The 23,559-nt window shown below is 69.0% G+C and carries 24 protein-coding genes; 15 read left to right on the top strand and 9 right to left on the bottom strand.

Annotated features, from left to right (window positions below; genetic code table 11):
- Positions 1-30: 30 nt before the first annotated feature.
- The 6 genes from ACIPVN_RS06550 to ACIPVN_RS06525 all read left to right on the top strand — a co-directional run bounded on the left by ACIPVN_RS06550 (position 31) and on the right by ACIPVN_RS06525 (position 3,436).
- Positions 31-333 (top strand): rhodanese-like domain-containing protein, encoded by a 303-nt coding sequence (locus tag ACIPVN_RS06550; RefSeq protein WP_400441046.1) that lies wholly within the window; start codon positions 31-33, stop codon positions 331-333.
- Positions 330-593, top strand: coding sequence for a glutaredoxin family protein (locus ACIPVN_RS06545; RefSeq protein WP_400441043.1), 264 nt, complete (start codon positions 330-332; stop codon positions 591-593). Before ACIPVN_RS06550 ends, ACIPVN_RS06545 begins: the two co-directional genes overlap by 4 nt.
- Positions 590-892, top strand: a complete 303-nt coding sequence (locus tag ACIPVN_RS06540) for a Dabb family protein (RefSeq protein WP_400441040.1) — start codon at positions 590-592, stop codon at positions 890-892. The genes ACIPVN_RS06545 and ACIPVN_RS06540 overlap by 4 nt, the downstream gene beginning before the upstream one ends.
- 146 nt (positions 893-1,038) lie before the next feature.
- Positions 1,039-1,851 carry a basic amino acid ABC transporter substrate-binding protein gene (locus ACIPVN_RS06535; RefSeq protein ID WP_400441037.1) on the top strand — a complete coding sequence of 271 codons (813 nt, stop codon included), beginning with the start codon at positions 1,039-1,041 and terminating at the stop codon, positions 1,849-1,851.
- A 35-nt stretch (positions 1,852-1,886) separates the two neighbouring features.
- Positions 1,887-2,684, top strand: coding sequence for an amino acid ABC transporter permease (locus tag ACIPVN_RS06530; protein ID WP_400441034.1), 798 nt, complete (start codon positions 1,887-1,889; stop codon positions 2,682-2,684).
- Positions 2,681-3,436 (top strand): amino acid ABC transporter ATP-binding protein, encoded by a 756-nt coding sequence (locus tag ACIPVN_RS06525; protein WP_400441031.1) that lies wholly within the window; start codon positions 2,681-2,683, stop codon positions 3,434-3,436. Before ACIPVN_RS06530 ends, ACIPVN_RS06525 begins: the two co-directional genes overlap by 4 nt.
- A 67-nt stretch (positions 3,437-3,503) precedes the next feature.
- On the opposite strand, the gene ACIPVN_RS06520 is transcribed toward ACIPVN_RS06525, so the two are convergent.
- The 5 genes from ACIPVN_RS06520 to ACIPVN_RS06500 form a co-directional block, all read right to left on the bottom strand.
- Positions 3,504-4,595: an ABC transporter ATP-binding protein gene (locus tag ACIPVN_RS06520; RefSeq protein WP_400441028.1), complete on the bottom strand. Its 1,092-nt coding sequence runs from the start codon at positions 4,593-4,595 to the stop codon at positions 3,504-3,506.
- A complete protein-coding gene (locus tag ACIPVN_RS06515; protein WP_400441025.1) occupies positions 4,592-5,386 on the bottom strand; it encodes an ABC transporter permease in 795 nt (264 codons plus the stop codon). The genes ACIPVN_RS06520 and ACIPVN_RS06515 overlap by 4 nt, the downstream gene beginning before the upstream one ends.
- Positions 5,383-6,339, bottom strand: coding sequence for an ABC transporter permease (locus tag ACIPVN_RS06510; protein WP_400441022.1), 957 nt, complete (start codon positions 6,337-6,339; stop codon positions 5,383-5,385). Before ACIPVN_RS06510 ends, ACIPVN_RS06515 begins: the two co-directional genes overlap by 4 nt.
- Positions 6,318-7,457 carry an ABC transporter substrate-binding protein gene (locus ACIPVN_RS06505; RefSeq protein WP_400441019.1) on the bottom strand — a complete coding sequence of 380 codons (1,140 nt, stop codon included), beginning with the start codon at positions 7,455-7,457 and terminating at the stop codon, positions 6,318-6,320. Before ACIPVN_RS06505 ends, ACIPVN_RS06510 begins: the two co-directional genes overlap by 22 nt.
- 145 nt (positions 7,458-7,602) lie before the next feature.
- Positions 7,603-8,118 (bottom strand): GNAT family N-acetyltransferase, encoded by a 516-nt coding sequence (locus ACIPVN_RS06500; RefSeq protein ID WP_400441017.1) that lies wholly within the window; start codon positions 8,116-8,118, stop codon positions 7,603-7,605.
- A 125-nt stretch (positions 8,119-8,243) separates the two neighbouring features.
- Here ACIPVN_RS06500 and ACIPVN_RS06495 point away from each other — a divergent pair, with 125 nt between their 5' ends.
- Complete coding sequence (locus tag ACIPVN_RS06495; RefSeq protein WP_400443327.1) at positions 8,244-9,029, top strand: sulfite exporter TauE/SafE family protein; 786 nt, start codon at positions 8,244-8,246, stop codon at positions 9,027-9,029.
- 119 nt (positions 9,030-9,148) lie between these two features.
- Here the strand turns inward: ACIPVN_RS06495 and aspS are convergent, their stop codons facing one another.
- Positions 9,149-10,930 (bottom strand): aspartate--tRNA ligase, encoded by a 1,782-nt coding sequence (gene aspS / locus ACIPVN_RS06490; RefSeq protein ID WP_400441015.1) that lies wholly within the window; start codon positions 10,928-10,930, stop codon positions 9,149-9,151.
- Between the two features lie 115 nt (positions 10,931-11,045).
- Between aspS and ACIPVN_RS06485 the strand changes: the two genes are divergently transcribed.
- Together ACIPVN_RS06485 and ACIPVN_RS06480 are read left to right on the top strand one after the other, a co-directional pair.
- Entirely contained in the window at positions 11,046-11,444 is a 399-nt protein-coding gene (locus ACIPVN_RS06485; RefSeq protein ID WP_400441012.1) for a DUF5684 domain-containing protein, read from the top strand.
- A 1-nt stretch (position 11,445) separates the two neighbouring features.
- Complete coding sequence (locus ACIPVN_RS06480; protein WP_400441009.1) at positions 11,446-12,075, top strand: histidine phosphatase family protein; 630 nt, start codon at positions 11,446-11,448, stop codon at positions 12,073-12,075.
- 13 nt (positions 12,076-12,088) lie between these two features.
- On the opposite strand, the gene ACIPVN_RS06475 is transcribed toward ACIPVN_RS06480, so the two are convergent.
- Positions 12,089-12,994 (bottom strand): NAD(P)/FAD-dependent oxidoreductase, encoded by a 906-nt coding sequence (locus tag ACIPVN_RS06475; RefSeq protein WP_400441007.1) that lies wholly within the window; start codon positions 12,992-12,994, stop codon positions 12,089-12,091.
- Positions 12,995-13,267: 273 nt separating this feature from the next.
- On the opposite strand from ACIPVN_RS06475, the gene ACIPVN_RS06470 reads away from it, so the two are divergent.
- From ACIPVN_RS06470 to ccsB, 6 genes are all read left to right on the top strand, one after another.
- Positions 13,268-13,753, top strand: a complete 486-nt coding sequence (locus ACIPVN_RS06470) for a MarR family transcriptional regulator (protein ID WP_400441004.1) — start codon at positions 13,268-13,270, stop codon at positions 13,751-13,753.
- 66 nt (positions 13,754-13,819) lie between these two features.
- Complete coding sequence (locus ACIPVN_RS06465) at positions 13,820-14,278, top strand: MerR family transcriptional regulator (protein ID WP_400441001.1); 459 nt, start codon at positions 13,820-13,822, stop codon at positions 14,276-14,278.
- Positions 14,279-14,288: 10 nt separating this feature from the next.
- On the top strand, positions 14,289-14,939 hold the full coding sequence (locus tag ACIPVN_RS06460) for a TlpA family protein disulfide reductase (RefSeq protein WP_400440999.1): 651 nt from the start codon (positions 14,289-14,291) through the stop codon (positions 14,937-14,939).
- Positions 14,936-15,706 (top strand): cytochrome c biogenesis CcdA family protein, encoded by a 771-nt coding sequence (locus ACIPVN_RS06455; protein ID WP_400440997.1) that lies wholly within the window; start codon positions 14,936-14,938, stop codon positions 15,704-15,706. Before ACIPVN_RS06460 ends, ACIPVN_RS06455 begins: the two co-directional genes overlap by 4 nt.
- A 40-nt stretch (positions 15,707-15,746) precedes the next feature.
- The gene (locus tag ACIPVN_RS06450) at positions 15,747-17,522 is read left to right on the top strand and encodes a cytochrome c biogenesis protein ResB (RefSeq protein WP_400440995.1); all 1,776 of its coding nucleotides are present in this window, start codon (positions 15,747-15,749) and stop codon (positions 17,520-17,522) included.
- Positions 17,523-17,526: 4 nt separating this feature from the next.
- On the top strand, positions 17,527-18,504 hold the full coding sequence (gene ccsB, locus ACIPVN_RS06445; RefSeq protein ID WP_400440992.1) for a c-type cytochrome biogenesis protein CcsB: 978 nt from the start codon (positions 17,527-17,529) through the stop codon (positions 18,502-18,504).
- A 397-nt stretch (positions 18,505-18,901) separates the two neighbouring features.
- Here ccsB and ACIPVN_RS06440 read toward each other — a convergent pair whose 3' ends face one another.
- Both ACIPVN_RS06440 and ACIPVN_RS06435 read right to left on the bottom strand, forming a co-directional pair.
- The gene (locus tag ACIPVN_RS06440) at positions 18,902-20,782 is read right to left on the bottom strand and encodes a YhgE/Pip family protein (RefSeq protein WP_400440989.1); all 1,881 of its coding nucleotides are present in this window, start codon (positions 20,780-20,782) and stop codon (positions 18,902-18,904) included.
- The gene (locus tag ACIPVN_RS06435) at positions 20,779-23,550 is read right to left on the bottom strand and encodes an efflux RND transporter permease subunit (protein ID WP_400440986.1); all 2,772 of its coding nucleotides are present in this window, start codon (positions 23,548-23,550) and stop codon (positions 20,779-20,781) included. The genes ACIPVN_RS06440 and ACIPVN_RS06435 overlap by 4 nt, the downstream gene beginning before the upstream one ends.
- Between the last annotated feature and the right edge of the window lie 9 nt (positions 23,551-23,559).

Here is a 23,559-nt window from a genome sequence, read left to right as displayed (position 1 = left end):
GCCGCAGGTCCGAGCAGCTCGAAGGAAGCCATGAAGTCGATCACCGTCACCGAACTCGCCGACCGTACGGGCACGCCGCTCATCGACGTGCGCGAGAAGGACGAGTTCGCGGCGGGCCACGTGCCCGGCGCCGTCAACATCCCGATGTCCGAGATCGGCAACCGGCTCGACGAGCTCCCGGCCGAGTCGTTCGACGTTATCTGCCAGGCCGGCGGCCGCTCTGCTCGCGTCGTCGAGGCGCTCGAAGCGCGCGGCTACGACGCCACCAACGTCGAGGGCGGCACAGGTGAGTGGATCGCGCAGGGACGCGCGGTCGAGGTTCCCTCGGCGTGACCACGCTGACCCTCATCGGCAAGCCCGACTGCCACCTCTGCGACGTCGCCTCCGAGGTCATCGACGCCGTCGTCGCCGAGCTGCCGGATGCCGCCGCCGAGCGGATCGAGATCGTCGAGGCCTCGATCGCTGAAGACCCCGCCCTGTTCGATCTGTGGTGGGAGAAGATCCCCGTCGTCCTCATCGACGGAGAACTGCACGCGCACTGGCGGCTCTCGCCGGACCGACTGCGCACCGCCCTCGAGGAGGCCGTGAAGTGACCATCCGCCATGTCGTCTCCTGGAAGCTCGCCTCGGAGGACGCCGACGAACGTGCCGCGCAAGCCGCCGAGGTGGCTCGCCGCCTCAACGCCCTCGACGGCGTGGTGCCCCAGGTGCTGTCGATCTCCGCCGGCGCGAACGTCGTATTGCCGGAGTCGAACTGGGACGTCGTGCTCGTCGCCGACTTCGCCTCGGTCGAAGCCCTCGACGAGTACCAGGTGCACCCCGCGCACGTCGAGGCCGCCGGCTACATCCGCTCCGTCGTGAGCGCTCGGGTCGCGGTCGACTTCGAGATCTGACCCTCGCGCGCGTAACGCACCGAAACAAAACCGTAATCCTGGATCGGGCACTCTTAGTAGGGCATCTCCTCGGCACGTGCCAGGATGTTGACCTATCGGCCCACCGACGGTGGGTCCTACCCTGCCATCGACTCTCAGGAGCACTCATGCACCGTCGCACTACCTTCGCCGGCCTCGCACTCGTGGCTGCCGCAACCCTCGCGCTCGCAGGCTGCGCCGGCGGAACCGACTCGGAATCCAGCGAACCCGCCGCTGGTGACGAGTACGGGCTGGTCACGGCCGGCACCCTCACCGTGTGCTCCGACATCCCCTACGCGCCGTTCGAGTTCGAGGGCGGCGACAACGGAACCGGCTACACCGGTTTCGACATCGACCTGCTCGACGCGATCGCGAAGAAGCTCGACCTCGAGCTATCGGTGCAGGACGTGGGCTTCGACGCGCTGCAGTCCGGCACGACCCTCGCCGCCGGTACGTGCGACATCGGCGCCTCGGCGATGACCATCACCGACGAGCGCAAGGCGAACATCGACTTCTCCGACCCGTACTACGACTCTCTGCAGTCGCTTCTCGTCCGCACGGACTCGGGCATCACGGGCATCGACGACCTCGCAGGCAAGAACGTCGGCGTCCAGCAGGGCACGACGGGCGAGACCTACGCGACCGAGAACGCCACCGGCGCCGAACTCGTGCAGTACCCGTCCGACGGAGAGCTGTGGCCGGCCATGCAGTCGGGTCTCATCGACGCGATCCTGCAGGACCAGCCGGTGAACCTCGAGCACGAGAAGGCCGACAGCGCCTACGAGATCGTCGAGACCTACAACACCGACGAGTCGTACGGCTTCGCCTTCGCGAAGGGCGAGAAGGACGAGCTGCTCGCGGCCGTCAACGACGCTCTGCAGGAACTGCGCGACGGCGGCGAGTACCAGACGATCTACGACACCTACTTCACGGCCAACTGAGCCGTGCGTCGTAGTCGTCTCGGAGGTCCTTCACAATGGCGTTGAAGCGAACTACCAAGAGCAAGCTCTACCGCTACATCGTCTACGCGGTCCTGATCGCCATCGTCGTCTGGGCGGCGATCGGGACCAACTGGGCGAAGATCGGTCCGCTGTTCTTCAACCCGGAGATCGCGGCGAAGATGTTCCCCGGGATCATCACCACCGCACTCGTCAACACGCTGTGGTTCACCGCGGTCGCCTTCATCCTCGGACTGGTGCTCGGCGTGATCCTGGCGCTGCTGAAGATGTCGTCGATCCTCCCGTTCCGGTGGATCGCCACGGCGTGGATCGAACTGTTCCGCGGGCTCCCCGCGATCCTGACGATCTTCGCCGTTGCCTTCATCCTGCCGATCGCGTCGGGGGTGCCGGGCAAGGACCTCGGCGGCCCCGTCGTGCTCGGTCTGATCGGTCTCATCCTCGTCGCCTCGGCGTACATGGCAGAGACGATCCGCGCAGGCATCCAGGCGGTACCGAAGGGACAGACCGAGGCCGCGCGTTCGCTCGGCATGTCTCCCATGAAGACCACCTTCTGGATCGTCGTGCCGCAGGGGTTCCGCATCATCATCCCGCCGCTCACGAACGAGTTCGTGCTGCTCTTGAAGGACACCTCGCTGTTGTTCATCGCGGGGACGTTCATCTGGTCGAAGGAGCTCACCAACTTCGCCCGTGATGCGGCGACGCAGAACTCCAACGCGACCCCGCTGATCATGGCGGCGATCCTGTACCTGATCGTGACGATCCCCCTCACGCGCTTCAGTGCGTGGCTCGAGCGAAGGATGGCGAGGCAGCGATGATCACCGAACTGATTGATGTCCACGCCCCGGCGATCGATATCCAAGGTCTCGTCAAGACCTTCGGCGACAACGAGGTGCTCAAGGGCATCGACCTCACCGTCACGAAGGGAGAGGTCGTCTGCGTGATCGGCCCCTCGGGCTCGGGAAAGTCGACGCTGTTGCGCTCGGTCAACCTGCTCGAGGAGCCGACCGGCGGCAAGGTGCTGATCGAGGGGATCGACATCACCGACCCCGAGACCGACATCGACCGCGTGCGCACGCGCATCGGCATGGTGTTCCAGAGCTTCAACCTGTTCCCGCACCTCGATGTGCTGGGCAATCTCACGATCGCCCAGCAGCGCGTCAAGAAGCGGGGCAAGGCGGAGTCCGAGAAGATCGCGCACGAGATGCTCGCCCGAGTCGGCCTGGCCGAGAAGGCGAAGGCCTTCCCGGGCCATCTGTCGGGCGGGCAGCAGCAGCGCGTCGCGATCGCGCGTGCGCTGTGCATGAACCCCGACATGATGCTGTTCGACGAGCCGACGTCGGCGCTCGATCCCGAACTGGTCGGCGAAGTGCTGCAGGTCATGCGCACGCTCGCCGACGAGGGCATGACGATGCTCGTGGTCACCCACGAGATGGGCTTCGCCCGTGAGGTCGGCTCGCGCCTGATCTTCATGGACGGCGGGCACATCGTCGAAGAGGGCGACCCGCGCGAGGTCATCGGCAACCCGCAGCACCAGCGCACGAAGGACTTCCTCTCGCGCGTGCTGTGAGACGTTCACACACGACGAGGCCCCCGGAGCGAATGCTCCGGGGGCCTCGTCGTATCTGATCCGGTCGTCAGGCGCGCGGGTGCACGGATACGGGCTCGGGCGCGACCGCGATGCGGACGCGATCGCCGAAGGCGGGGTGGATGCCGGGGGCGTGCTGCACCCGGACGATCTCTCCCGCTTCGGTGCGCACGAGCGTGCGGCGCATGCTGCCGAGGAAGGTGCTCTCCTCGACGATCGCGTCGGTCGCGGCATCCGCCTCCGAAGCGAAGAACACGTTCTCGGGGCGCAGGTACACGTCGACCGGGCCGTCGGCGGGTGTCTGCAGCGGCAGCCGCTGCCCCCAGACGACGACGTGGTCGCCCTCGGCGACACCGGCGACGACGCTCGAGAGGCCGACGAACGCGGCGACACCGGCGGTCGACGGCGTCGTGTAGAGCTGCTCCGGCGACCCGATCTGCTCGATGCGGCCCGAGTTCATCACGGCTATCCGGTCGGAGACGGCGAGCGCCTCCTCCTGGTCGTGCGTGACGAACACGGTCGTGATGCCCAGCCGCAGCTGGATGCGCCGGATCTCGTCGCGCAGTTGCACGCGCACCTTGGCATCGAGCGCCGACAGCGGCTCGTCGAGGAGCAGCACCTTGGGCTCGGTGACCAGGGCGCGCGCCAGCGCGACTCGTTGCTGCTGGCCACCCGACAGCTGGTGCGGGTAGCGGTCGGCGAAGTCGGCGAGCCCGACGAGGGCGAGGGCATCCTTTGCACGCTTCACCGATTCGGATGCCGACACCCCGCGGCGGCGCAGCCCGAAGGCGGTGTTGTCGGCGACGCGCAGGTGCGGGAACAGCGAGTACGACTGGAAGACCATGCCGATGTCGCGCTTGTTGGTCGGAACGCGAGAGACGTCCTGGCCGCCGAGCAGCACTGCGCCCTCGTCGGAGGCCTCGAGGCCGGCGAGCACGCGCAGGAGAGTGGTCTTGCCGCAGCCCGACGGGCCCAACAGCGAGACGAACTCGCCCGGCGCGATGTCGAGGTCGACGCCGTGCAGTACGCGGTTGCCGGCGTAGCTCTTCACGATGCTCCGCAGCTGCACCCGGGTGCCCTCGCCCGCTTCGGCGAGCAGCACGTTGTCCTGGGTGCGGGGGAGTGCGTGGTCGATGGTCATGAGTGGGCCTTTCCGTTGCCGCGTGCGACGCGACCGATGAGGAGGAGAAGGAGGAATACCAGCGCGAGTGCGAGCAGCGTGAAGATCGCCGGCGCGTACGGGTCCTGCTTCTGCACGACGACCATGGCCGTCTGGAACACCTGCCTGTTCAGCAGCGAGGCGATGGTGAACTCGCCGAGCACCACCGCAATGGAGATGAGCGACGCGGCGAGCAGTCCCTGGCGCAGATTGGGCGCCAGCACCTGGAGCACGACCGTCGGCCAACTCGCCCCGAGCGACCGCGCGGCCTCCGAGAGCGTGCGCAGGTCGGCGGCGTCGATCGACGCCTGGATCGAGCGGTAGGCGAAGGGCAGCACCGTGATGCCGTAGGCGAACGCGAGCGTCCACGTGCCGGTGCCCACCGAGCGGCCGATCTGGAGGTAGATCGGCGCGAGGCCCACGACCAGCACGATCGCCGGGATCGAGATCGGCAGCAGCACCGCGAACTCGAAGATCGGCTTGAGCTTGCCGAAGCGCAGGTTCACCAGGATCATCGTCGGCGCGAGCAGGAACAGCACGATCGCGACCGTGACGACGGCGAGGATGAGCGAGTTACCGAGACCGGTCCAGATCGGCTTGATCGCCGCGGATGCGGCGGGGTCGAACAGCGCGAGCCAGTGGTCGAACGAGAGCCCGCTCTCGGTGTCGCGGAGCGTGTAGAGGAACGTCGATACGAGCGGGATGGCGAAGAACAGGCCGACGAGGATGCCGATGACCCAGCGGGTCGTGAGCGAGGGGGCGAGACGGTTCACGACTGCCACCTCGCAGCCCGGCGCTGGATCAGCGAGTACAGGGCCATCACGACGCCGACCACCACGATCATGCCCAGCGCGAGCGCACCCGCGAGGTTCTCGCGCCCGAGCACGGTCTCGCTCGTGAGCGCGGTGCGGATCTGCAGCGGCACGATCTGCGAGCCCTGGCTCGCAAGAGCGGCGGCCGTGGCGTACGAGGAGAAGGAGTTCGCGAAGAGCAGCAGCAGGCTCGCGAGGAACGACGGGGCGAGCACCGGGAGCCCGATGCGCAGCCAGAAGCTCGTGCGCGTTCCACCGAGGGTGAGGTTCGCTTCGGCCCACTGCGGCTTGAGCGCGGCGAGGGCCGGCATGAAGGTGATGACCATGAGGGGGATCTGGAAGTAGATATAGGGGAGGATCAGTCCGGGCAGCTCGTAGAGCCACGTGCCGTTCTCGTAGATGTTGATGCCGAACGTGTCCTTGAGGAACACGGTCAGCACACCCTGGATGCCCATCATCGCGATGAAGGCGAACGCCAGCATCACGCCGCCGAACTGGGCCAGCACTCCGGCTGCGGCATCCACCGACGAGCGGATCGCGCCCTGCGGATTCATCCCGAGCAGGGCGTAGCAGACGAGGGCGCCGACGACCGCGCCGACAACGGCGGTGAGCAGCGAGATCCAGGCGGAGTTGGCGAACGTGTTCAGTACGACGGGATCGCCGAGTGCGGAGACGTTGGTCCAGGTGAACGAGCCGTCCTCGGTGAAGAAACCGGAGCCGATCGCGAGCAGCGTCGGCACCGCCAGGAAAAGCACGATGTAGGCGGTGAAGGGCACGAGGCCCAACCAGGCCCAGGAAGGCGCGGACCGCCGGGCCCGCGCGGTGTGCGCGGGCCCGGCGGGAGTGACGGGGGCGGATGCCGGAGCATCCGCCCCCGTGTCGACGAGAATCGTCACTGGACCGCCGCTGCCCACTTCTCACCGAGCAGCGTGCCGGCGTTCGTGGACTGCTCCTCGGTCGGGACGACCGTCTCGTCGGGAACCTCGGGCAGAGCCGCGGCGAGGTCGGCGTCGATCGTGCCGGCCTCGGTCATGGCCTCCATGCGCACGGGGCGAGCGCCGCCGCCGAGCCAGAGGTTCTGCACCTCGTCGCTGTAGAGGAACTCCTGCCACAGGCGCGCCGCAGCCGGGTGCGGGGCGTCGACGTTGACCGCCTGGTTGTAGTAGCCGGCGTAGCCGGTGCCGTCGAAGACCACGACCTCCCAGTTGGGGTTGTCGGCCTTGTGCGAGGCGTTCAGGTAGTCCCAGTCGAAGACGACGGGGGTCTCGCCGCTCGCGACCGTCGCCGTGGTCACGTCGACCTTGAGCAGGTTGCCGGCCTTCTGCAGCTCCGAGAAGAAGTCGATGCCGGGCTGGAAGTCGTCGAGCGTGCCCTCGGACTGGACGCTCGCGAGACCGACCGCGGCGAATGCGGCGCCGGCCTGGGTCGGGTCGCCGTTGATCGCGACGGCGCCCTTGTAGTCGGGCGAGAGCAGGTCGGCGAGCTCGGCGGGAGCCTCGAACTTCGACGAGTCGTAGCCGACCGACATGTATCCGCCGTAGTCGCCGACGAAGAGGCCGGTCGGCTCCTTGAGCTCGGCGGGGATGTCATCCCACGTCTGCACCTTGTAGGGAGCGAAGTAGTCGGTGTTCTGGAGCGCGACCGTGAGGCCGATGTCGAAGACGTCGGGAGCGGTGTCGAGGCCCTTGTTGGTCTCGGCGGCCTGGATCTCTTCGGCGCTGGACACGTCGGGGGAGGCCTCGTTGATCGTGATCTCGGGGTACTTCTCGGCGAAGAGGTCGAGGATCTCGCCGTAGTTGGCCCAGTCGCGCGGCAGCGCGATGACGTTGAGCTGGCCCTCCGCCTTGGCGGCGGCCTCGAGGTCGGCGAACGTGCCGAAGTCGGCGACGGACGTCGCGGCCGCGGCGTCGGTCGAGCCCTCGCCGGCGTCGGTCGCGTCGGCGGCGCCGGAGCAGGCGGTGAGTGCCAGAGCGGCGGTGGTGACCAGTGCGATACCGGCGCCGATGCGCGCGCGGCGGGTGAAGCGTGCCATGAGTGTCCTCTCGGGTGTCCGGCGGGCGCCGGTTCGGGTTGCGAGAGGAAGCTATTGGTCGTGAGTTACCGGCCGGAGCGGCGGGGGTGAACGAATGGTGACCGAGTGGTGGCGGGGCGGGGTGCGCCGCGTCCTGGCGGGGATGTCAGGCGGGCTCGACCGTGTATTTGAAACCGAGATGTGACCCGATATACCCCAACTTCTCGTAGAAGCGATGGGCGTCGGTGCGAGCGGCATCCGAGGTGAGCTGCACCATCGCGGCTCCGACGGCGGGCGCTGCCCGCTCGCCGACCCAGCGCATCACGGCCGATCCGATGCCCCACGAGCGCAGGTCGCTTCGCACCCGCACGGCCTCGACGAGCAGTCTCCGGGCGCCCCGACGGGCCATCCCCGGGATCGAGGTGAGCTGCAGAGTTCCGACGATGGCCCCGTCGAGCTCGACGACGAGCAGGTCGTTCGACGGCTCGGCGAGGATCTCGAGGAGCGCCTCGGCGTATGCGGGTCGGTCGTCTGCCGAGGCGACATCGCCGCGCGCCGCGCTGATCGGGTCGTCGGCGAGCAGGGCGATCACGGCATCCGTGTCACCGGCCGTCGCGCGGCGCAGCACGGCGCTGCCGAGGCGCGAGTCGAACGGGTAGGGCAGGGGGAGGGCCTCGAGCATGGCTCCAGTCTGCCAGCGGGCGCGTGACGCCGTGGCGAGCGGATGCCGGTGCTCGCCCGAGTCTCTGGAATCATGGCCGGGTGGATATCGGCACCGTGCTCGGACTCGAGCAGCTCACCTGGGGGATGCTTCTGCTCGTCGTCATCGCCGCCTTCGCCGCGGGCTGGATCGATGCGGTCGTCGGCGGGGGAGGGCTGCTGCAGCTGCCCGCGCTGCTGCTCATCCCCGGGATCGCGCCGATCCAAGCGCTCGCGACGAACAAGCTCGCCTCGGTGTTCGGCACCGCCACCAGCAGCGTCACCTACTACCGGCGCGCGAAACCCGACATCCGCACCGCGATCCCGATGGCCCTGATCGCGCTCGCCGGGTCGTTCGGCGGGGCCGCGGTGGCCACCCTGCTGCCCGCTGCGGCGTTCAAGCCGATCATCGTCGTGGCACTGCTCGCGGTCGCGCTCTTCACCGCCTTCCGGCCGCAGATGGGAGCGGCGACCGTGCTGCGGTTCCACGGGCACAAGCACCACATCATGGCCGGAGCGGCGGGCCTCGTGATCGGCTTCTACGACGGCATGATCGGGCCGGGAACGGGAACGTTCCTCGTGATCGCTCTCGTCGCGCTGCTCGGCTACGACTTCTTGCAGGCCAGCGCCAAGGCCAAGATCGTCAATCTCGCCACCAACCTCGGTGCGCTGCTGCTCTTCATCCCGCACGGGTCGGTGCTGTGGGTGCTCGGGGGGATCCTCGCGGTCGCCAACGTCGCCGGCAGCTACCTGGGGTCGCGCATGGCGATCTCGCGCGGCACGAAGTTCATCCGCGTGGTGTTCCTCGTCGTGGTGATCGCCCTGATCGCCAAGCTCGGCGTCGACGTGTGGAACGAGAACGTGGCGCCCGCGCTCGGGCTGGCGAGCGCCTAGGGGGCGGGCGCTTCGACAGGCTCAGGGGCCCGGTGCTCTCCGGACCCCGTAACGCGACAGGCTCAGCGCCCGAACCGGGTGCTGAGCCTGTCGACGCATCCCCCACGCGGGGGCGAGGATCACGCCTCGTCGTCGTCCGGCTCGAAGTCGACCCCGGCCTCGGCGCGCTGCTCGGGCGAGATCGGAGCGGGTGCGGCCGTGAGAGGGTCGTAGCCGTTGCCCGACTTCGGGAACGCGATGACCTCGCGGATGGACTCGGTCTTCGTGAGGTGCTGCAGCACGCGGTCCATGCCGAGCGCGATGCCGCCGTGGGGCGGGGCGCCGAACTTGAACGCGTCGAGCAGGAATCCGAACTGCTCATCGGCCTGCTCGTCGCTGATGCCCATGACCTCGAAGACGCGCTTCTGGATGTCTTCGCGGTGGATACGGATCGATCCGCCACCGAGCTCGGAGCCGTTGCACACGATGTCGTACGCGTAGGCCAGCGCCGATCCGGGGTCGGTGTCGAACGTCGCCTCGAACTCCGGCTTCGGGCCGGTGAACGCGTGGTGCACGGCGGTCCAGGCTCCAGCGCCGACGGCCACGTCGCCCGAGGCCACGGCATCCGCCGCAGGCTCGAACATCGGGGCGTCGACGACCCAGGTGAAGGCGAACTCGTCGGGGTTCAGGTAGCCCAGGCGGCGACCGATCTCGACGCGCGCGGCGCCGAGGAGGGCACGGCTCTCCTTCGTGGCGCCCGCGGCGAAGAACACGCAGTCCCCGGCCTCGGCGCCGACGAGCTCGGCGAGGCCCGCCTGCTCGGCCTCGGACAGGTTCTTGGCGACCGGTCCGCCGAGCGATCCGTCCTCGTTGAAGAGCACGTAGGCGAGTCCGCGGGCACCGCGCTGCTTCGCCCAGTCCTGCCACGCGTCGAGCTGCTTGCGGGGCTGGCTCGCTCCGCCCGGCATCCGCACGGCACCGACGTACTCGGCCTGGAAGACGCGGAACGTGGTGTCGGAGAAGTAGTCGGTCGCCTCGACCAGCTCGAGACCGAAACGCAGGTCGGGCTTGTCGGAGCCGTACTTCGCCATCGCGTCGGCGTAGGTCAGGCGCGGCAGCGGGGTCTGCACCTCGACGCCGATCGTCTTCCACATGGCGACGACGAGCGACTCCATGAGGCGGATGACGTCTTCCTGGTCGACGAAGCTCATCTCGATGTCGAGCTGCGTGAACTCGGGCTGGCGGTCGGCGCGGAAGTCCTCGTCGCGGTAGCAGCGCGCGATCTGGAAGTACTTCTCGACGCCGCCGACCATGAGCAGCTGCTTGAAGAGCTGCGGCGACTGCGGCAGGGCGTACCAGCTGCCCGGGCTGAGGCGCGCGGGCACGAGGAAGTCGCGGGCGCCCTCGGGGGTCGAGCGCGTGAGCGTCGGGGTCTCGACCTCGGTGAAGTCGTCGGCGTGCAGCACGTCGCGGATCGCCTTGTAGACGTCGGAGCGAAGACGCAGGGCGGATGCCGGGGCCGGACGGCGCAGGTCGAGGTAGCGGTACTTGAGGCGCGCCTCCTCGCCGACCGTCTCGCTGTCGGCGAGCGCCGTCGAGACCTGGAAGGGGAGGGGAGCGGACTCGTTGAGCACCTCGACCTCGGTCGCGATGAGCTCGATCTCGCCGGTGGGCAGGTTCGGGTTGGCGTTGCCCTCGGGGCGGCGCGACACCTCACCCGTGACCTTGAGCACGAACTCGTTGCGCAGCGGGTGGGCGATCTCCTCGTCGCGGATGACGACCTGGGCGATGCCCGACGCATCCCGAAGATCGATGAACGCGACTCCTCCGTGATCACGACGGCGATCGACCCACCCCGCGAGGGTGACGGTCTGACCGATGTGCTCGGCTCGCAGTGAGCCTGCCGAGTGGGTGCGAAGCACGGAGTATTCCTTCTGTTCTGTGAACGGGCGAACCCGCCCATTCTACGGGGGCGTGCGGCGTGTCTCCGGCGGGCGGAGGGGATCAGTAGGGTGGCAGGGAAAAGGAAGGTGCCCCATGAACCTCGCCCTCGTCCCCGCCGCCGATGTGCCGGTCGTCCCCGATTTCGTGTCGGCGTTCTTCTCCGGAACCACGAGCGTCATCGGCATCGTCTTCTACGTCCTCCTGGCGATCGCCTGGTGGAAGGTGTTCACGAAGGCCGGATACCCCGGCATCCTGGCGCTGATCCCCATCGTCAACGCGATCTTCCTGCTGCGCATCGCCGGGATGTCGGGCTGGTGGGTGCTGCTGTATCTGGTGCCGATCGCCAACGTCATCCTTGCGATCGTCGTTGCCGTGAAGGTGGGCGACCGGTTCGGCAAGGGCGGGGTGTTCTCGTTCTTCCTGCTGTTCCTGATCCCGTTCATCGGGTACTTCATCCTCGGTTTCGGGGACTCCCGCTACCGCAAGGCCTGACGTGCCGGCGTCCCGTCTGCATCTCGTCCGACACGGCGAGGTCCACAACCCCGGCCGCGTGCTCTACGGCCGTCTGCCCGACTTCCACCTCAGCGACGACGGCCGGCGGATGGCGCAGGCGGCGGCCGAGCACGTCGCCGGTCTCGGCCGCGATGTGGAAGCCCTGCGGTGCTCGCCGCTGGAACGCACGCAGGAGTCGGCTGCGCCGTTCGCCGAGCGCTTCCGCCTCGAGCCCGTGCTCGACGAACGCGTGATCGAGCCGACCAACGTGTTCGAGGGCACGCGGATGAGCCGGTCGCTGCGCAACCCCTTCAACTGGTGGCATCTGCGCCAGCCCTCGCTCCCCAGCTGGGGTGAGCCCTACGTGGCGGTCGCCGAGCGCATGCGGGCTGCCATGGACGAGCTGTGGCACACCACCGACGCCGGGGACGCGGTGATCGTGTCGCACCAGGCGCCGATCTGGATCACCCACCTCTCGGTGGCCGGGCTTCCGCTGCGGCACGACCCGCGCACCCGACGCTGTGCCCTGTCGAGCGTGACCTCGTTCGAGCGGGTGGGCGACGTGTGGCGCGAGGTCGACTACGTCGAGCCCGCGGCGACGGGTGGCGCGGTCGACGTCGGCGCCGTCTGAGGGTCGGCCGGGACTAGACCTCCTCGGCCATCAGCGACTGGATGTGGCCGACGGCGGCGAGCTGACCCGCGGCGACCGCGAGGGCGACCGCGGCCATCGCACCGGGCAGTGAGGCGCGGTGTGCGATGTCGCCCGCCGCCGAGACGCCGGCGACGGACGTGCGGCCGAAGTCGTCGATCTCGATCGCGCCCGAGGGCAGCATCGAGAGACCGAGCTGCTCGGCGAACGGCGCGCGCTGACGCGAGACCACCGAGGCGACGAAGATGCCGGCGACGGATGCTTCGCCCTCCGCCGTGGTCAACGTCACCGTCTCTCCGTCGCGCGCGATCGAGAGAGGAGCCGAGGCCGCGGTTGTGGCGCCGAGTGCCTCGAGGGTCGCGCGATCCTCGCCGGAGAACGAACCCGCGGCGGGGAAGACCGTGATCGACGACACGATCCGGCCGAGCAGTCCGATCAGATGAGCGGCACGAGCGGCCTCGCCGATCACGGCGATCGGTTTGCCTGCGTGCTCATGCCCGTCGCAGAACGGGCAGCTGAACGCGCCCACGCCCCACAGTTCCTGCAGTCCGGGGATCGCGGGCAGTTCGTCGGCCATGCCGGTCGCCAGAACGATTCGTCGCGCCTCGACCGTGCCACCGTCGGCGAGCGCGACGGTGAACACCCCCGGTTCTCCGTCGATCCGCTCGACGCGGGCGTCGCGCACCTCGACATCGGCGTACTCGGCGAGCTGGGCGCGGGCGGTCGCCCGGAACTCGGCGGGCGGGGTGCCGTCGTTCGCGGCGACGTTGTGCATGTGCTGCACCGTCGCGTTGCGGTACTCGCCCGAGTCGACAAGCAGCGCCGAGCGGTGCATCCGCCCCAGCGTCAATGCTGCTTGAAGGCCCGCGGGGCCCGCGCCGATCACGATCACGTCGTACATGAGAGGTCCTTCCGACCGATGGTTCTTATGCGTGCGATCAGTCTGCGACTTCATGTTGGGATGAAGTCAATGTCCGGCCGGCGGATGGGTAAGCATTGACATAACTAGTTCGGCTAGTAATCTAGTTGCGCGGCCTTTTACGAGAAGGCCGCACGATTCGGAGGGAGCGGAACATGATCGAACGCGAGGAGATCGCTGCAGTCGACGAGGGTGCGGGGGCCGAGGGGGAGGGCTTCGGCAAGTGGATCTCGCTGATCAACCAGGAGGACTGACGTGAGCACCGCCGAGGCTCCGAGCGCCATCTGGACGGCGATCGATCACACGCACGCGCTCGACGTCGCCCGCGCCGTCGAACGGGTCCGAGTCGCGGAGGATCAGCTGGCGCGTCGACGCCAGGCATCCTGCGGACCGAGTCCGCTGCTCCGCGAGATCACCCGGCTCATCGCCGAGGCGGATCATCGCAACGAGGCGATCACTCCCGGTGATCTCGCATCCGAGTTGCAGGTGACGACCGCCGCGATCTCGAAGGCGCTCGAGAAGCTCGAGACCGCGCGGGTCATCACCACGCAACGGAATCCTTCGGACAGCCGCTCGAAGCTTCTCGTTCCCCTGCGGCGGATCGATCCGTCGGAGGGTCTCGACGCCACTGCACTCGCTGTCCATCGGATCGCCGAAGGCTTCAGCCCGGAGCAGTCGGAGCTCGTGAGCGACTTCCTCGAGAAGGTCGCCGATCTGATCACGCGGGAGTGCCGGGACTGAGGGCGTGGCTTCGTCGGCCGTGCGGCAGACCTTGCGTTCCCGCTCCATCTGTGACTTCATGTTGACATGAAGTCAAGTGCTGAGCATCCGTGGTCCGTCGGCGAGGTCGCCGAGCGCGTCGACCTGCCCACCAACGTGTTGCGCCACTGGGAGTCGGTCGGACTGCTCACCCCCGCCCGCGACGACGCCGGCCGCCGCCGATACGGCGAGAGCGACGTCGTGCGCATCGCCGTGATCCAGCGCAGCAAGGCCGCGGGCATGACGCTCGACCAGATCGCGGTGTTGCTCGACGACAGCGGCTGGGGGCGCCATCAGGTGCTGCAGTCGCACATCGATGACATCGATCGCCGCATGGAGGAGATGCGCCGTTCGCGCGAGATGACCGAGCACGCTCTGCGCTGCCGCTCGCACGACATCGCCACCTGCCCCCGCTTCCGAGCGGGCGTCGACGACGTGCTCGCGCGGTTCCGGACGGCGCCGGCGGCGCGATCGGCGTCCGGCCTAACCATAGGAACCTCGGCGTAAACTCGTAACCGTGCCACTCGCCTCGAGGATTCACCCGATCCGCAGCGGCCGCCCCTCCCGCACTCGCCGTTCCCGGCGTGCGGTCGGAGCCGCGCTCGCCGCGGTGCTTGCCGTCGGCCTGACCGCCTGCGCTCCGGATGCCGTGAGCGAGTCGTTCCTGAGTGGCGAGAACACCGGCTATGTCGCCGCCGACGGCGCGATCGAGGAGATCCCCGTCGCCGAGCGCGGCGAGCCGATCGACTTCTCCGGAGTGACGGAAGACGGCGAGGCCTTTGACAGCGCCGACATCGCGGGCCAGGTCACGGTCGTGAACTTCTGGTACGCCGGTTGCGCGCCGTGCCGCGTCGAGGCCGGCGATCTCGAGGCCGTCTGGCAGGAGTACGAAGACCAGGGCGTGTCGTTCGTCGGCATCAACACGCGCGATCAGGCAGACACCGCCAAGGCCTTCTCGACCGAGTTCGACATCACCTACCCGAGCCTGATCGACGTCGACACCGCGCAGGCCAAGCTCGCCTTCGCGGCCGAGACCCCCATCCAGGCCACCCCCACCACTCTCGTGCTCGACAAGCAGGGCCGCGTCGCCGCCCGCATCATCGGGCCGATCGACGGGACCTCGATCCTGTCCACGCTCGTCAAGGACGCGCTCGCGGAGAGCGCGTGAATCCCCAGGACATCATCGGTTCGGGAGCGCTCTGGCTGGCGATCCCGGTCGCCCTGCTCGCCGGACTCATCTCGTTCCTGTCGCCCTGCGTGCTGCCGCTCGTGCCGGGTTACCTCGGCTTCCTCGGCGGATCCGTGGCTCCGCGCCCGGCGAAGGGTGCGACCGCGTCGACCGATGCCGCGGCCCCGGGCCGTGGCCGCCTGGTCGTGGGCGTGCTGCTGTTCATCGCCGGGTTCAGCGCCGTCTTCGTCGCGATCACCTCTCTCGGCGGCGTCGCGAGCGTCTTCCTGATCCAGTGGGGTGAGCTCATCACGCGCCTCCTCGGCGTCGTGATCATCCTCATGGGACTCGTCTTCCTGGGTCTCTTCGGCTTCGCGCAGCGCGAGCTGCGCTTCCACGTCGACGGAAAGTACGGCGTGATCGGCGCACCGCTGCTGGGTATCGCGCTCGGGATCGGCTGGGCTCCCTGCCTCGGCCCGACGCTGACGGCGATCTTCGCCCTCTCGTTCAACGCCGGCGACCCCGTGCGCGCGGGTGTCCTCGGCCTCGCCTACTCGCTCGGCCTCGGCATCCCGTTCCTGCTCGTCGCGCTCGGCTTCGGCTGGGCGACGACCGCCATCGGATTCCTGCGCCGCCACATCCGCGTCGTCAACATCATCGGCGGCGTGCTGCTGGTGGCGCTCGGCGTGCTGATGGTGACGGGGCTGTGGACCGACATCATGTCCCGACTGACGGCGGTGATGAGCAGTGTCATCCTCCCGCTCTGATCACGAGACGAAATCCCCGGACCGGAAGAACAAGAGTGCCGTGAGCAGCAAGACGCCCAGGTCCAGCGATCCGCTGCGGCCCTCCGACCACGTCGACGGCGACGACTCGATCACTCAACCGCGCCTCGGTTTCGTCGGGTGGCTGCGCTGGGGCTGGCGTCAGCTGACCTCGATGCGCACCGCGCTGATCCTGCTGCTCGTGCTCGCGGTCGCCGCGATCCCCGGCTCGATCTTCCCGCAGCGCATGGCCGACCCGAACGGTGTCACGCAGTGGGAGCGTGACAACCCCGATCTCTTCCCGATCCTCGACGGCCTCAAGCTCTTCGACGTCTACCTGTCGCCATGGTTCTCGGCGATCTACCTGCTACTGTTCACCTCGCTCGTCGGCTGCGTGATCCCGCGCATCCGACACCACTGGAAGGCCCTCCAGGCCCGCCCGCCCCGCACGCCCGCGCGCCTGCAGCGGCTCGACGACTTCCGCGCCGTCACCCGCGACCTCGCCTCGACCGCGCGGAACGGCGAGACGGATGCCGAGGCCGAGGCATCCGCATCGATCGCCGTCGCGACGAAGCAGCTCAAAGCACTCGGCTATCGCGTCGAGCGCTACGACCGGGGTCGCACCTTCTCGGTGTCGGCCGAGCGCGGCTACTGGCGCGAGACCGGCAACCTGCTCTTCCACCTCGCCCTCGTCGGCGTGCTGGTGACGGTCGCCATCGGCGGCGGTTTCGCGTACACCGGCCAGCGGGTGCTGGTCGAGGGCGAGACCTTCGCGAACACGCTCGTCGACTACGACTCGATGAATCGCGGACGTTTCGTCGCCGATGACGCCCTCGCGCCGTACTCGATGCGCCTCGACACCTTCGACGTCTCCTACACCCCGTTCGGCGAGGCGGGTTCCGGCCAGGCCGGCGACTTCTCGGCCAACGTCACGGTGAAGGAGAACGGCGAGGAGCGCACCGGCGCCGTCAAGGTCAACGAGCCGCTGCCCGTCGCCGACGACGACATCTTCCTGCTCGGCAACGGCTACGCGCCCACGATCACGGTGCGCAATGCCGACGGTGACGTGGTGTTCACGAACAGCGTGCCGTTCCTGCCGCAGGACACCAACATGACCTCGCTCGGTGTGATCAAGGTCACCGACGGACTGCCCGAACAGCTCGGTCTGCTGGGCTTCTTCTACCCGACGACCGCCGTGCTCGACACCGGGGCGTTCTTCTCGGCCTACCCCGCGCTCACCAACCCGACCCTCACGCTCGACGTGTACTCGGGCGACCTCGGCATCAACGACGGCACCCCGCGATCGGTGTACGTGCTCGACACCACCGATCTCACCCAGCTCACGGGTCGTGCGGTCGACAAGGACTCGATCGAGCTCGCCCCGGGAGAGACCGCCGACCTGCCGAACGGCATGGGAACGGTCACCTTCGAGGACGAGTCGCCCGAGGGAGCGACCGACGCCACGCAGTCGGTCAAGCGCTTCGCCTCGCTGCAGATCCACCGCGACGAATCGGGTGTCTGGGTCCTCGGCTTCGCTGTTCTCGCCCTCGGCGGGCTCATGCTCGCGCTGTTCGTGCCCCGCCGCCGCATGTGGGTCAAGGCCACCGCCGACGGCGATGCCGTCTCTCTCGAGTACGCCGGTCTCGCCCGCGGCGAGGACCCGACGATCGCGGTGGCGCTCGACGACATCGTCGCCGGTCACGGCCGCCTGCTCGATGCGGCCGGGGGCACGGTCGCCCGCGAACCCGTCACCGATGAACCCACCGAAGATCTCGCGGACGCCGACCCGACGGCATCCGACTCCCCGAAAGTAGACTGACACCATGTTCGACCTCGAAGTGATCTCGCCGGTCCTGCTCTGGACCGCGATCGCGATCTACGCCGCGGCTTTCATCGCGTTCGCGTTCGACCTCGCGCGCCGCTCGCAGATCTCCGCCGACGCGCAGACCGTGCGCGAGGCCGAGCTGGTCGGCGCCGGCGCACGCGGGGGAGCGAGGCTCACCGCGACCGGAAAGCCCATCGAACCGAAGCCCCAGCGCTTCGTCATGGCGCGCATCGGCACCTCGCTCACCGTGCTCGCGTTCATCTTCCACCTCGGTGCGACGCTCACCCGCGGTTTCGCGGCGGGTCGCGTGCCGTGGGCGAACCTCTACGAGTTCGCGATGATCGGCACGCTGCTCATCATCGCCGTCTACCTGATCGTGCTGATCAAGGTCGACCTGCGCTTCCTCGGCACGTTCATCACGGGCCTCGTGGTCGTGCTGCTGGGCCTGTCGTCGACGAACTTCTACGTCGAGGTCACGCCGCTCATGGATCCGCTCAAGAGCGTGTGGCTCGTGATCCACGTATTCGTCGCCTCGCTGGGTACGGCGTTCTTCGCCCTCGCCTTCGCGCTCTCGGTGATCCAGCTCATGCAGTCGCGTCGCGAGCGACTGGTGTCGGAGGATGCGGCCAAGACCGGCCCCGGGTTCCTCCGCACGTTCCCGTCGGCGGAGCGCCTCGAGAGCATGGCGTACCGCTTCACGATCATCGGATTCATCCTCTGGACCTTCACCCTCATCGCCGGGTCGATCTGGGCGTACTACGCGTGGAGCCGCTTCTGGGGCTTCGACGTGAAGGAGACCTGGACCTTCGTGATCTGGGTGCTCTACGCCGGATACATCCACGCCCGCGCGACCCGCGGCTGGCGCGGCAATCCCTCGGCCTGGCTCGCGATCGTCGGCTTCACCGCCGTGCTGTTCAACTTCACGATCGTGAACGTGTTCTTCAAGGGACTGCACGCCTACTCCGGCATCAACTGAGGCATCCGCTCTCGACGCCCACGACGCCCCGCTCCCTCTTCTCGAGGGGCGGGGCGTTTTCGCGCCCTTCTCCCGCACAACTTCGGAGTTTCGGCACGGCGCGCCGTGGGGGACGGGGTGGGGGCGGCGTGTCTCATCAGAACTCCGAAGTTGTGCGGGGCGTCGAGTGCCGAGCGTCCGGTGGGAGAGAACGGAGAACGGATGCCGTCGGCCCTGCGTGTCTGTCGGCGGCGCGCCGTGCGGGCCGCCGGTGGTCTCCGTTTTCGCGCCCTTCTCCCGCACAAGTTCGGAGTTTCGGCATGGCGCGCCGTGGGGGACGGGGCGGGGGCGGCGTGTCTCGTCAAGACTCCGAAGTTGTGCGGACGGGGTGTGCGAAGGGGCCGGCGGATGCCGCGGCTCAGGTCGCGAGCACCGCTTTCGCCGAGGTCGTGCGGCGCAGGGCGACCGCAATGGTCGTCGCGACGAGGGCGAGCACACCCCACACAACGAGACCCGCGACGGCGGATCCGCTCCCCGCGATGAGGCCCGTGAATGCCGGGGCGGTGGGCAGTGCGGCGCCGAGCCCCGCGAGCCAGTCCGGCACGGTCGAGATCACACCGGTGGCGACGGCCAGCACGCCGATCAGTGCGCTGACCCAGCGCCCGATGCCGCCGAAGATCGCGACGAGCGCCTGGTTGACCGCGGCGAAGACGATGCCCGCGAGCACGGCGGTTCCGGCGAACGTCCACCAGGCGCCGGCGTCGTACGAGGCGACGAACTGCACGATGATCGACACCAGCAGGCCCTGGCCGGCGCCGATGAGTGCGGCGGGCCAGAAGGCGCGCAGCGCGAGCGAGGCCGACGGGCGGCGCGACGTGAGGGTGCGGGCGGTGTGCGCGCGCATCACGATGAACGAGGCGAGTCCGCCGAACCACAGCACCACCGCGGCGAGCAGCGGGATGGCGGTCGGGCCGAAGATCGTGTCCATCGACGAGGTCGACTCGACCGGGTCGGCGATCGCCGAGGCGATCGACGTCGACTCGGAGTCGCTGAACGAGGGGAGCGAATCGGATGCCGTGCGCAGACCGCCGGCGAGATCGCCCGCCCCGGTCGCGAGAGTGTCGAGGCCCGTCGCGAGTTCGGTGGCTCCGGTCGCGAGTTCGGTCGCGCCGCTGGAGAGCTGGCCGGCGCCCGTCGCCAGGGCGCGGGCTCCCGCGGCGGACTGGTCGACGCCCTCGCTGGCGAGCTGGTTGAGGCCGGTGGCGATCTGGCTGGCGCCGGCTCCCGCTTCACGCAGTTGCGCGGCGATCGTCGCCGGTGCCTGCGTCGCCACGCCCTGGATACCGGCTGCGGTCCCCGCGGCGCCCTCAGCAAGTTCCACCAAGCCGTTGCAATACTGCTCACCGAACACCTCGGGCTGGCAACTCTTTGCGTAGCCCTGGATGCCTGTGGCCACCTTCGAGGCACCGTCCGTCAACTCGGCCGGCACGATCCCCTGCGCCTCCAGATCGGCCGCACCCGCCGTCAGCCCAGACCCGAGCTCGCCCGCCCCGGCGGCGATCTCGCGCGTGTTCGCGGCGATCGTGTCGAGACCGGTCGCCAGCGACGTGGCGCCGGTGCCGAGGTCGGCTGCGCCGGTCGCGAGCTGGGTGGCGCCGTCGGGGATCGCGGCGGCACCCGTCGCGGCACCCCGTGCGCCGTTCGCGAGGTCGAGTGCACCGGATGCGGCCTCACCGATCTGATCACCGATCGTCGTGAATCCGACCAGGATGTTCTCGGTGGTGGCCTCCGACAGCGTCGTGCCCAGGGTGGAGGCGGCGACGTTCGCGATCTGACCCGTGATGAGGTCATCGGCGACCAGGCCGTCATCGGGCGTCGTGACCTCGATCGTCGCCTTCTCGGGCGTGCCCTCGCCCTCCGAGACCGTGCGCCCGGCCGAGGTGGCCGCCGACGAGAAGTCCTCGGGAATGGTGATGACCGCCTGGTAGTCGCCGTTCGCGAGTCCTTCGGCGGCGTCGTCCTCGTTGGAGATCACCCAGGTGAGGTTCGAGTCGAGGTCGTCCGACCCCTCCACGAGCCCGGACGCGAGCTGGCGCCCGAGGGGCGTGACCTGTCCGTCGATCTCGACCGGCTCGTCGAGGTTCACGATCGCGGCGGTCATGGAGTCCAGACGCTCGGTCGGATTCTGCAGCGCCGTGACGAGGATGCCGCCGATCGCCGCCGGCAGCAGCAGGATGCCGAGGATCGTCAGCCACGTGATGGGCTTGCGGGAGCGTGCGCGCTCGATGGGGAGGGTCATGCGGTCACCTCGGTGGTTGCGGTCGCCCGACGAGGGGCGCGGGTGTCGAGAAGGTTCGCGTCGGGCCAGCCGGCCTCCGCGAGGATCGTGCGGGCGGTCGCCGCATCGGATGCCGTGGCGAAGACGGTGAGGGAACGGGTGGCCGCGGCATCCCGCAGCATCGCCGTCACCTGGTCGCGTCGCCCTCCGGACAGTCGGTCGATCCCGTCGACGACCACGACCTCGGAGCGCCCGCGCAGGGCCTCGGCGAGGTCGTCGAGCGCGGCATCCGCATAGTCGACGATCACGCAGCCGACGTGCGCACGCACCCAGGCGGCGCGCCCGGGGAGGAGGTGACCGGCGACGCGGAGGCGCCCCTCGTCGGCGGAGACCCGGCCGGCGACGGCGAGAGCGAGGGTCCGGCGCTCGCGGGCGTCGCCACCGGTCGCGATCAACGCCTCTCCCGGCCCGATGCGGAACGTGACGGCTCGCACGACCGGAGCGTCGGTGCTCACCGTGAGCTCCTCCGCCGCGACGACCGAGCCGTCGCCCGGCCACTCGGCCAGATGGCGTTCGCGCTCGACGGCTTCACCCTCGATGTCGACGCGGGGGAGGATGCGCTCGAGCCAGGCCGGAATCTGCCAGGCGTGTTCGCCGAGGATCGCCATGAGGGCGGGGATGAGCGTCATGCGCACGAGGAATGCGTCGATCGCGATGCCGGAGGCGAGGCCGAGCGCGATCGGTTTGAGCGACGAATCGCCCTCGGGCACGAACGCGACGAACACGGCGAACATGATGAGCCCGGCCGCGGTCACGACCTTCGCCGAACCCGTGAACCCGGTCCGGACGGCGCGCTGCGCGGCGGCCCGGCGTTCGGCGCGCGAGGCGGAGCGCGAGGCGCGATCGTGCACGAAGTCCTCGCGCATGCGCGAGACGAGGAAGACCTGGTAGTCCATCGCGAGGCCGAAGAGCACGCCCATGAGCACGATCGGCATGAAGCTGATGATCGGGCCGACCTTCGCGACGTGCAGCGGATCGGCGAACCAGCCCCACTCGAACACCGCGCCGACCACGCCGAAGGCGGCGACGATCGAGAGCAGGTAGCCGAGGGCCGCCGTCACGGGCACCCACAGCGAGCGGAACACGATGGTGAGGAGCACGAGCGACAGCCCGATCACGAAGATCCCGAAGGGCAGCAGAGCGCCTCCGAGCTGGTCGGAGATGTCGATCCCGACCGCCGTGAACCCGGTGACCTTGAGGTCGATGCCGAACTCGTCGAGCCACTCGTCGTGGTGCGAGCGAAGTTCGCGCACGAGGTCGGCGGTGGCGGGGTCGTCGGGCGCGGTCTCGGGGATGATCTGCACGATGCCGGTGTCGGCCGTCTCGTTCGGGGTCGAGAGCGCGACGTCCTTCACCCCGTCGATCTTCGCGACCGCGTCGCCGAGGTCGTCCATCAGCCCGACCGGATCGGTGGAGGTCACGATCGTGCCGGTCAGGATGAGCGGGCCGTTGAAGCCGGGACCGAACTCCTCGCCCACGATGTCGTAGCTCTGCCGGGCCTCGGAGTCCTTCGGCAGCACGCCGGCGTTGGGGAGGGCGAGGTCGAGGCTGAGGGCGGGCACCGCGACGACGCCGAGGCCGAGCACGACGGCGATCGACACGAGCACCGGATGCTTCGTCACGCCGCCGACCCAGCGCTCGCTGAACGCCCGGCGGGGGGCGCGCGCGGATCCGTCCTTCTTCGTCGCGGCGCGCTCCCGCCGGGGGCGGCCGACGATGCGGCCCTTCATGAAGCCGAGCACGGCGGGAGTGAGGGTGACCGCGATGGCCACGGCGATCGCGACGGCGACGGAGGCGGCGATGCCCATCGTCGTCAGGAACGGGATGCCGGCGAAGCCGAGCCCGATCAGGGCGATGAGCACGGTGATCCCGGCGAAGACGACGGCCGAGCCGGCGGTGCCGACGGCCCGGGATGCCGATTCCTCGGGGTCGATGCCGGCGCGCACCTGATCCTGATGTCGAGCCATGATGAACAGCGCGTAGTCGATGCCGACGGCCAGGCCCAGCATGAGGGCGAGGAGCGGGGTGGTCGACGAGACGGTGGCGAAGGCGGTGGCGGCGAAGATGCCCGCCATCGAGATCCCGACGCCGAGGATGGCGGTGAGCAGGGGGAGACCGGCGACCACGAACGAGCGGAACGTGACGATGAGCACGAGGAGCGCGATGATGAGGCCGACCGCTTCGGTCGGCGTGATGCCCGGGATCTCGGTCGCGAAGAGGTCGCCGCCGAGTGCGGTCTGCGAGCCGTCCGGCAACGCCGTGCGGAGATCGTCGACCGCGGCGCTCAGTTCGTCCTTGGTCGCCTCCGAGACGTCGGTCGACTGACCGTCGAACTGCAGGCGCACGATCGCGGCGGTGTCGTCGTCGTTGATCATGCCGTCGACCATCTCGTCGTAGGGCGATGTGACGGCGAGCACGTCGTCGATGCCACCGAGTTCGTCGACAGCGTCCTCGATGTGCGCGCGATAGTCGTCGTCGGAGACCTGATCGCCGTCGGCGGCGACGACGACGAACTGCGCGTTCGTGCCGCTCACCTGGGGGAACGAGCGCGAGAGCTGCTCGAGGCCGGCTTGCGATTCGGTGCCGGGGATCGAGAACGTGTTGTCCGTGCCGGAGCCGAGCACGAGTGCCCCCGTGCCGGCGAGGCCGAGCACGAGCAGCCACGAGGCGAGCACGCGCCAGGGGTGCCGGAACGACCAGCGACCGAGAGAGGACAGAAGAGTGGACACGCGGGTTCC

Origin of the sequence: Microbacterium sp. NPDC090003 (assembly GCF_044748385.1) — a bacterium.
In the GTDB taxonomy this organism is placed as follows: domain Bacteria; phylum Actinomycetota; class Actinomycetes; order Actinomycetales; family Microbacteriaceae; genus Microbacterium.
This window is presented reverse-complemented; position numbering and strand designations above follow the sequence as displayed.

What these genes read in the sequence shown, in the direction of transcription:
- ACIPVN_RS06505 (WP_400441019.1), bottom strand. Translation starts at nt 7,457, where the DNA reads ATGGCACGCTTCACCCGCCGCGCGCGCATCGGCGCCGGTATCGCACTG.
- ACIPVN_RS06525 (WP_400441031.1), top strand. Translation starts at nt 2,681, where the DNA reads ATGATCACCGAACTGATTGATGTCCACGCCCCGGCGATCGATATCCAA.
- ACIPVN_RS06500 (WP_400441017.1), bottom strand. Translation starts at nt 8,118, where the DNA reads ATGCTCGAGGCCCTCCCCCTGCCCTACCCGTTCGACTCGCGCCTCGGC.
- ACIPVN_RS06475 (WP_400441007.1), bottom strand. Translation starts at nt 12,994, where the DNA reads ATGTACGACGTGATCGTGATCGGCGCGGGCCCCGCGGGCCTTCAAGCA.
- ACIPVN_RS06485 (WP_400441012.1), top strand. Translation starts at nt 11,046, where the DNA reads ATGAACCTCGCCCTCGTCCCCGCCGCCGATGTGCCGGTCGTCCCCGAT.
- ACIPVN_RS06550 (WP_400441046.1), top strand. Translation starts at nt 31, where the DNA reads ATGAAGTCGATCACCGTCACCGAACTCGCCGACCGTACGGGCACGCCG.
- ACIPVN_RS06440 (WP_400440989.1), bottom strand. Translation starts at nt 20,782, where the DNA reads ATGACCCTCCCCATCGAGCGCGCACGCTCCCGCAAGCCCATCACGTGG.
- ACIPVN_RS06465 (WP_400441001.1), top strand. Translation starts at nt 13,820, where the DNA reads ATGAAGTCAAGTGCTGAGCATCCGTGGTCCGTCGGCGAGGTCGCCGAG.
- ACIPVN_RS06495 (WP_400443327.1), top strand. Translation starts at nt 8,244, where the DNA reads ATGCTTCTGCTCGTCGTCATCGCCGCCTTCGCCGCGGGCTGGATCGAT.
- ACIPVN_RS06535 (WP_400441037.1), top strand. Translation starts at nt 1,039, where the DNA reads ATGCACCGTCGCACTACCTTCGCCGGCCTCGCACTCGTGGCTGCCGCA.
- ccsB (WP_400440992.1), top strand. Translation starts at nt 17,527, where the DNA reads ATGTTCGACCTCGAAGTGATCTCGCCGGTCCTGCTCTGGACCGCGATC.
- ACIPVN_RS06530 (WP_400441034.1), top strand. Translation starts at nt 1,887, where the DNA reads ATGGCGTTGAAGCGAACTACCAAGAGCAAGCTCTACCGCTACATCGTC.
- ACIPVN_RS06520 (WP_400441028.1), bottom strand. Translation starts at nt 4,595, where the DNA reads ATGACCATCGACCACGCACTCCCCCGCACCCAGGACAACGTGCTGCTC.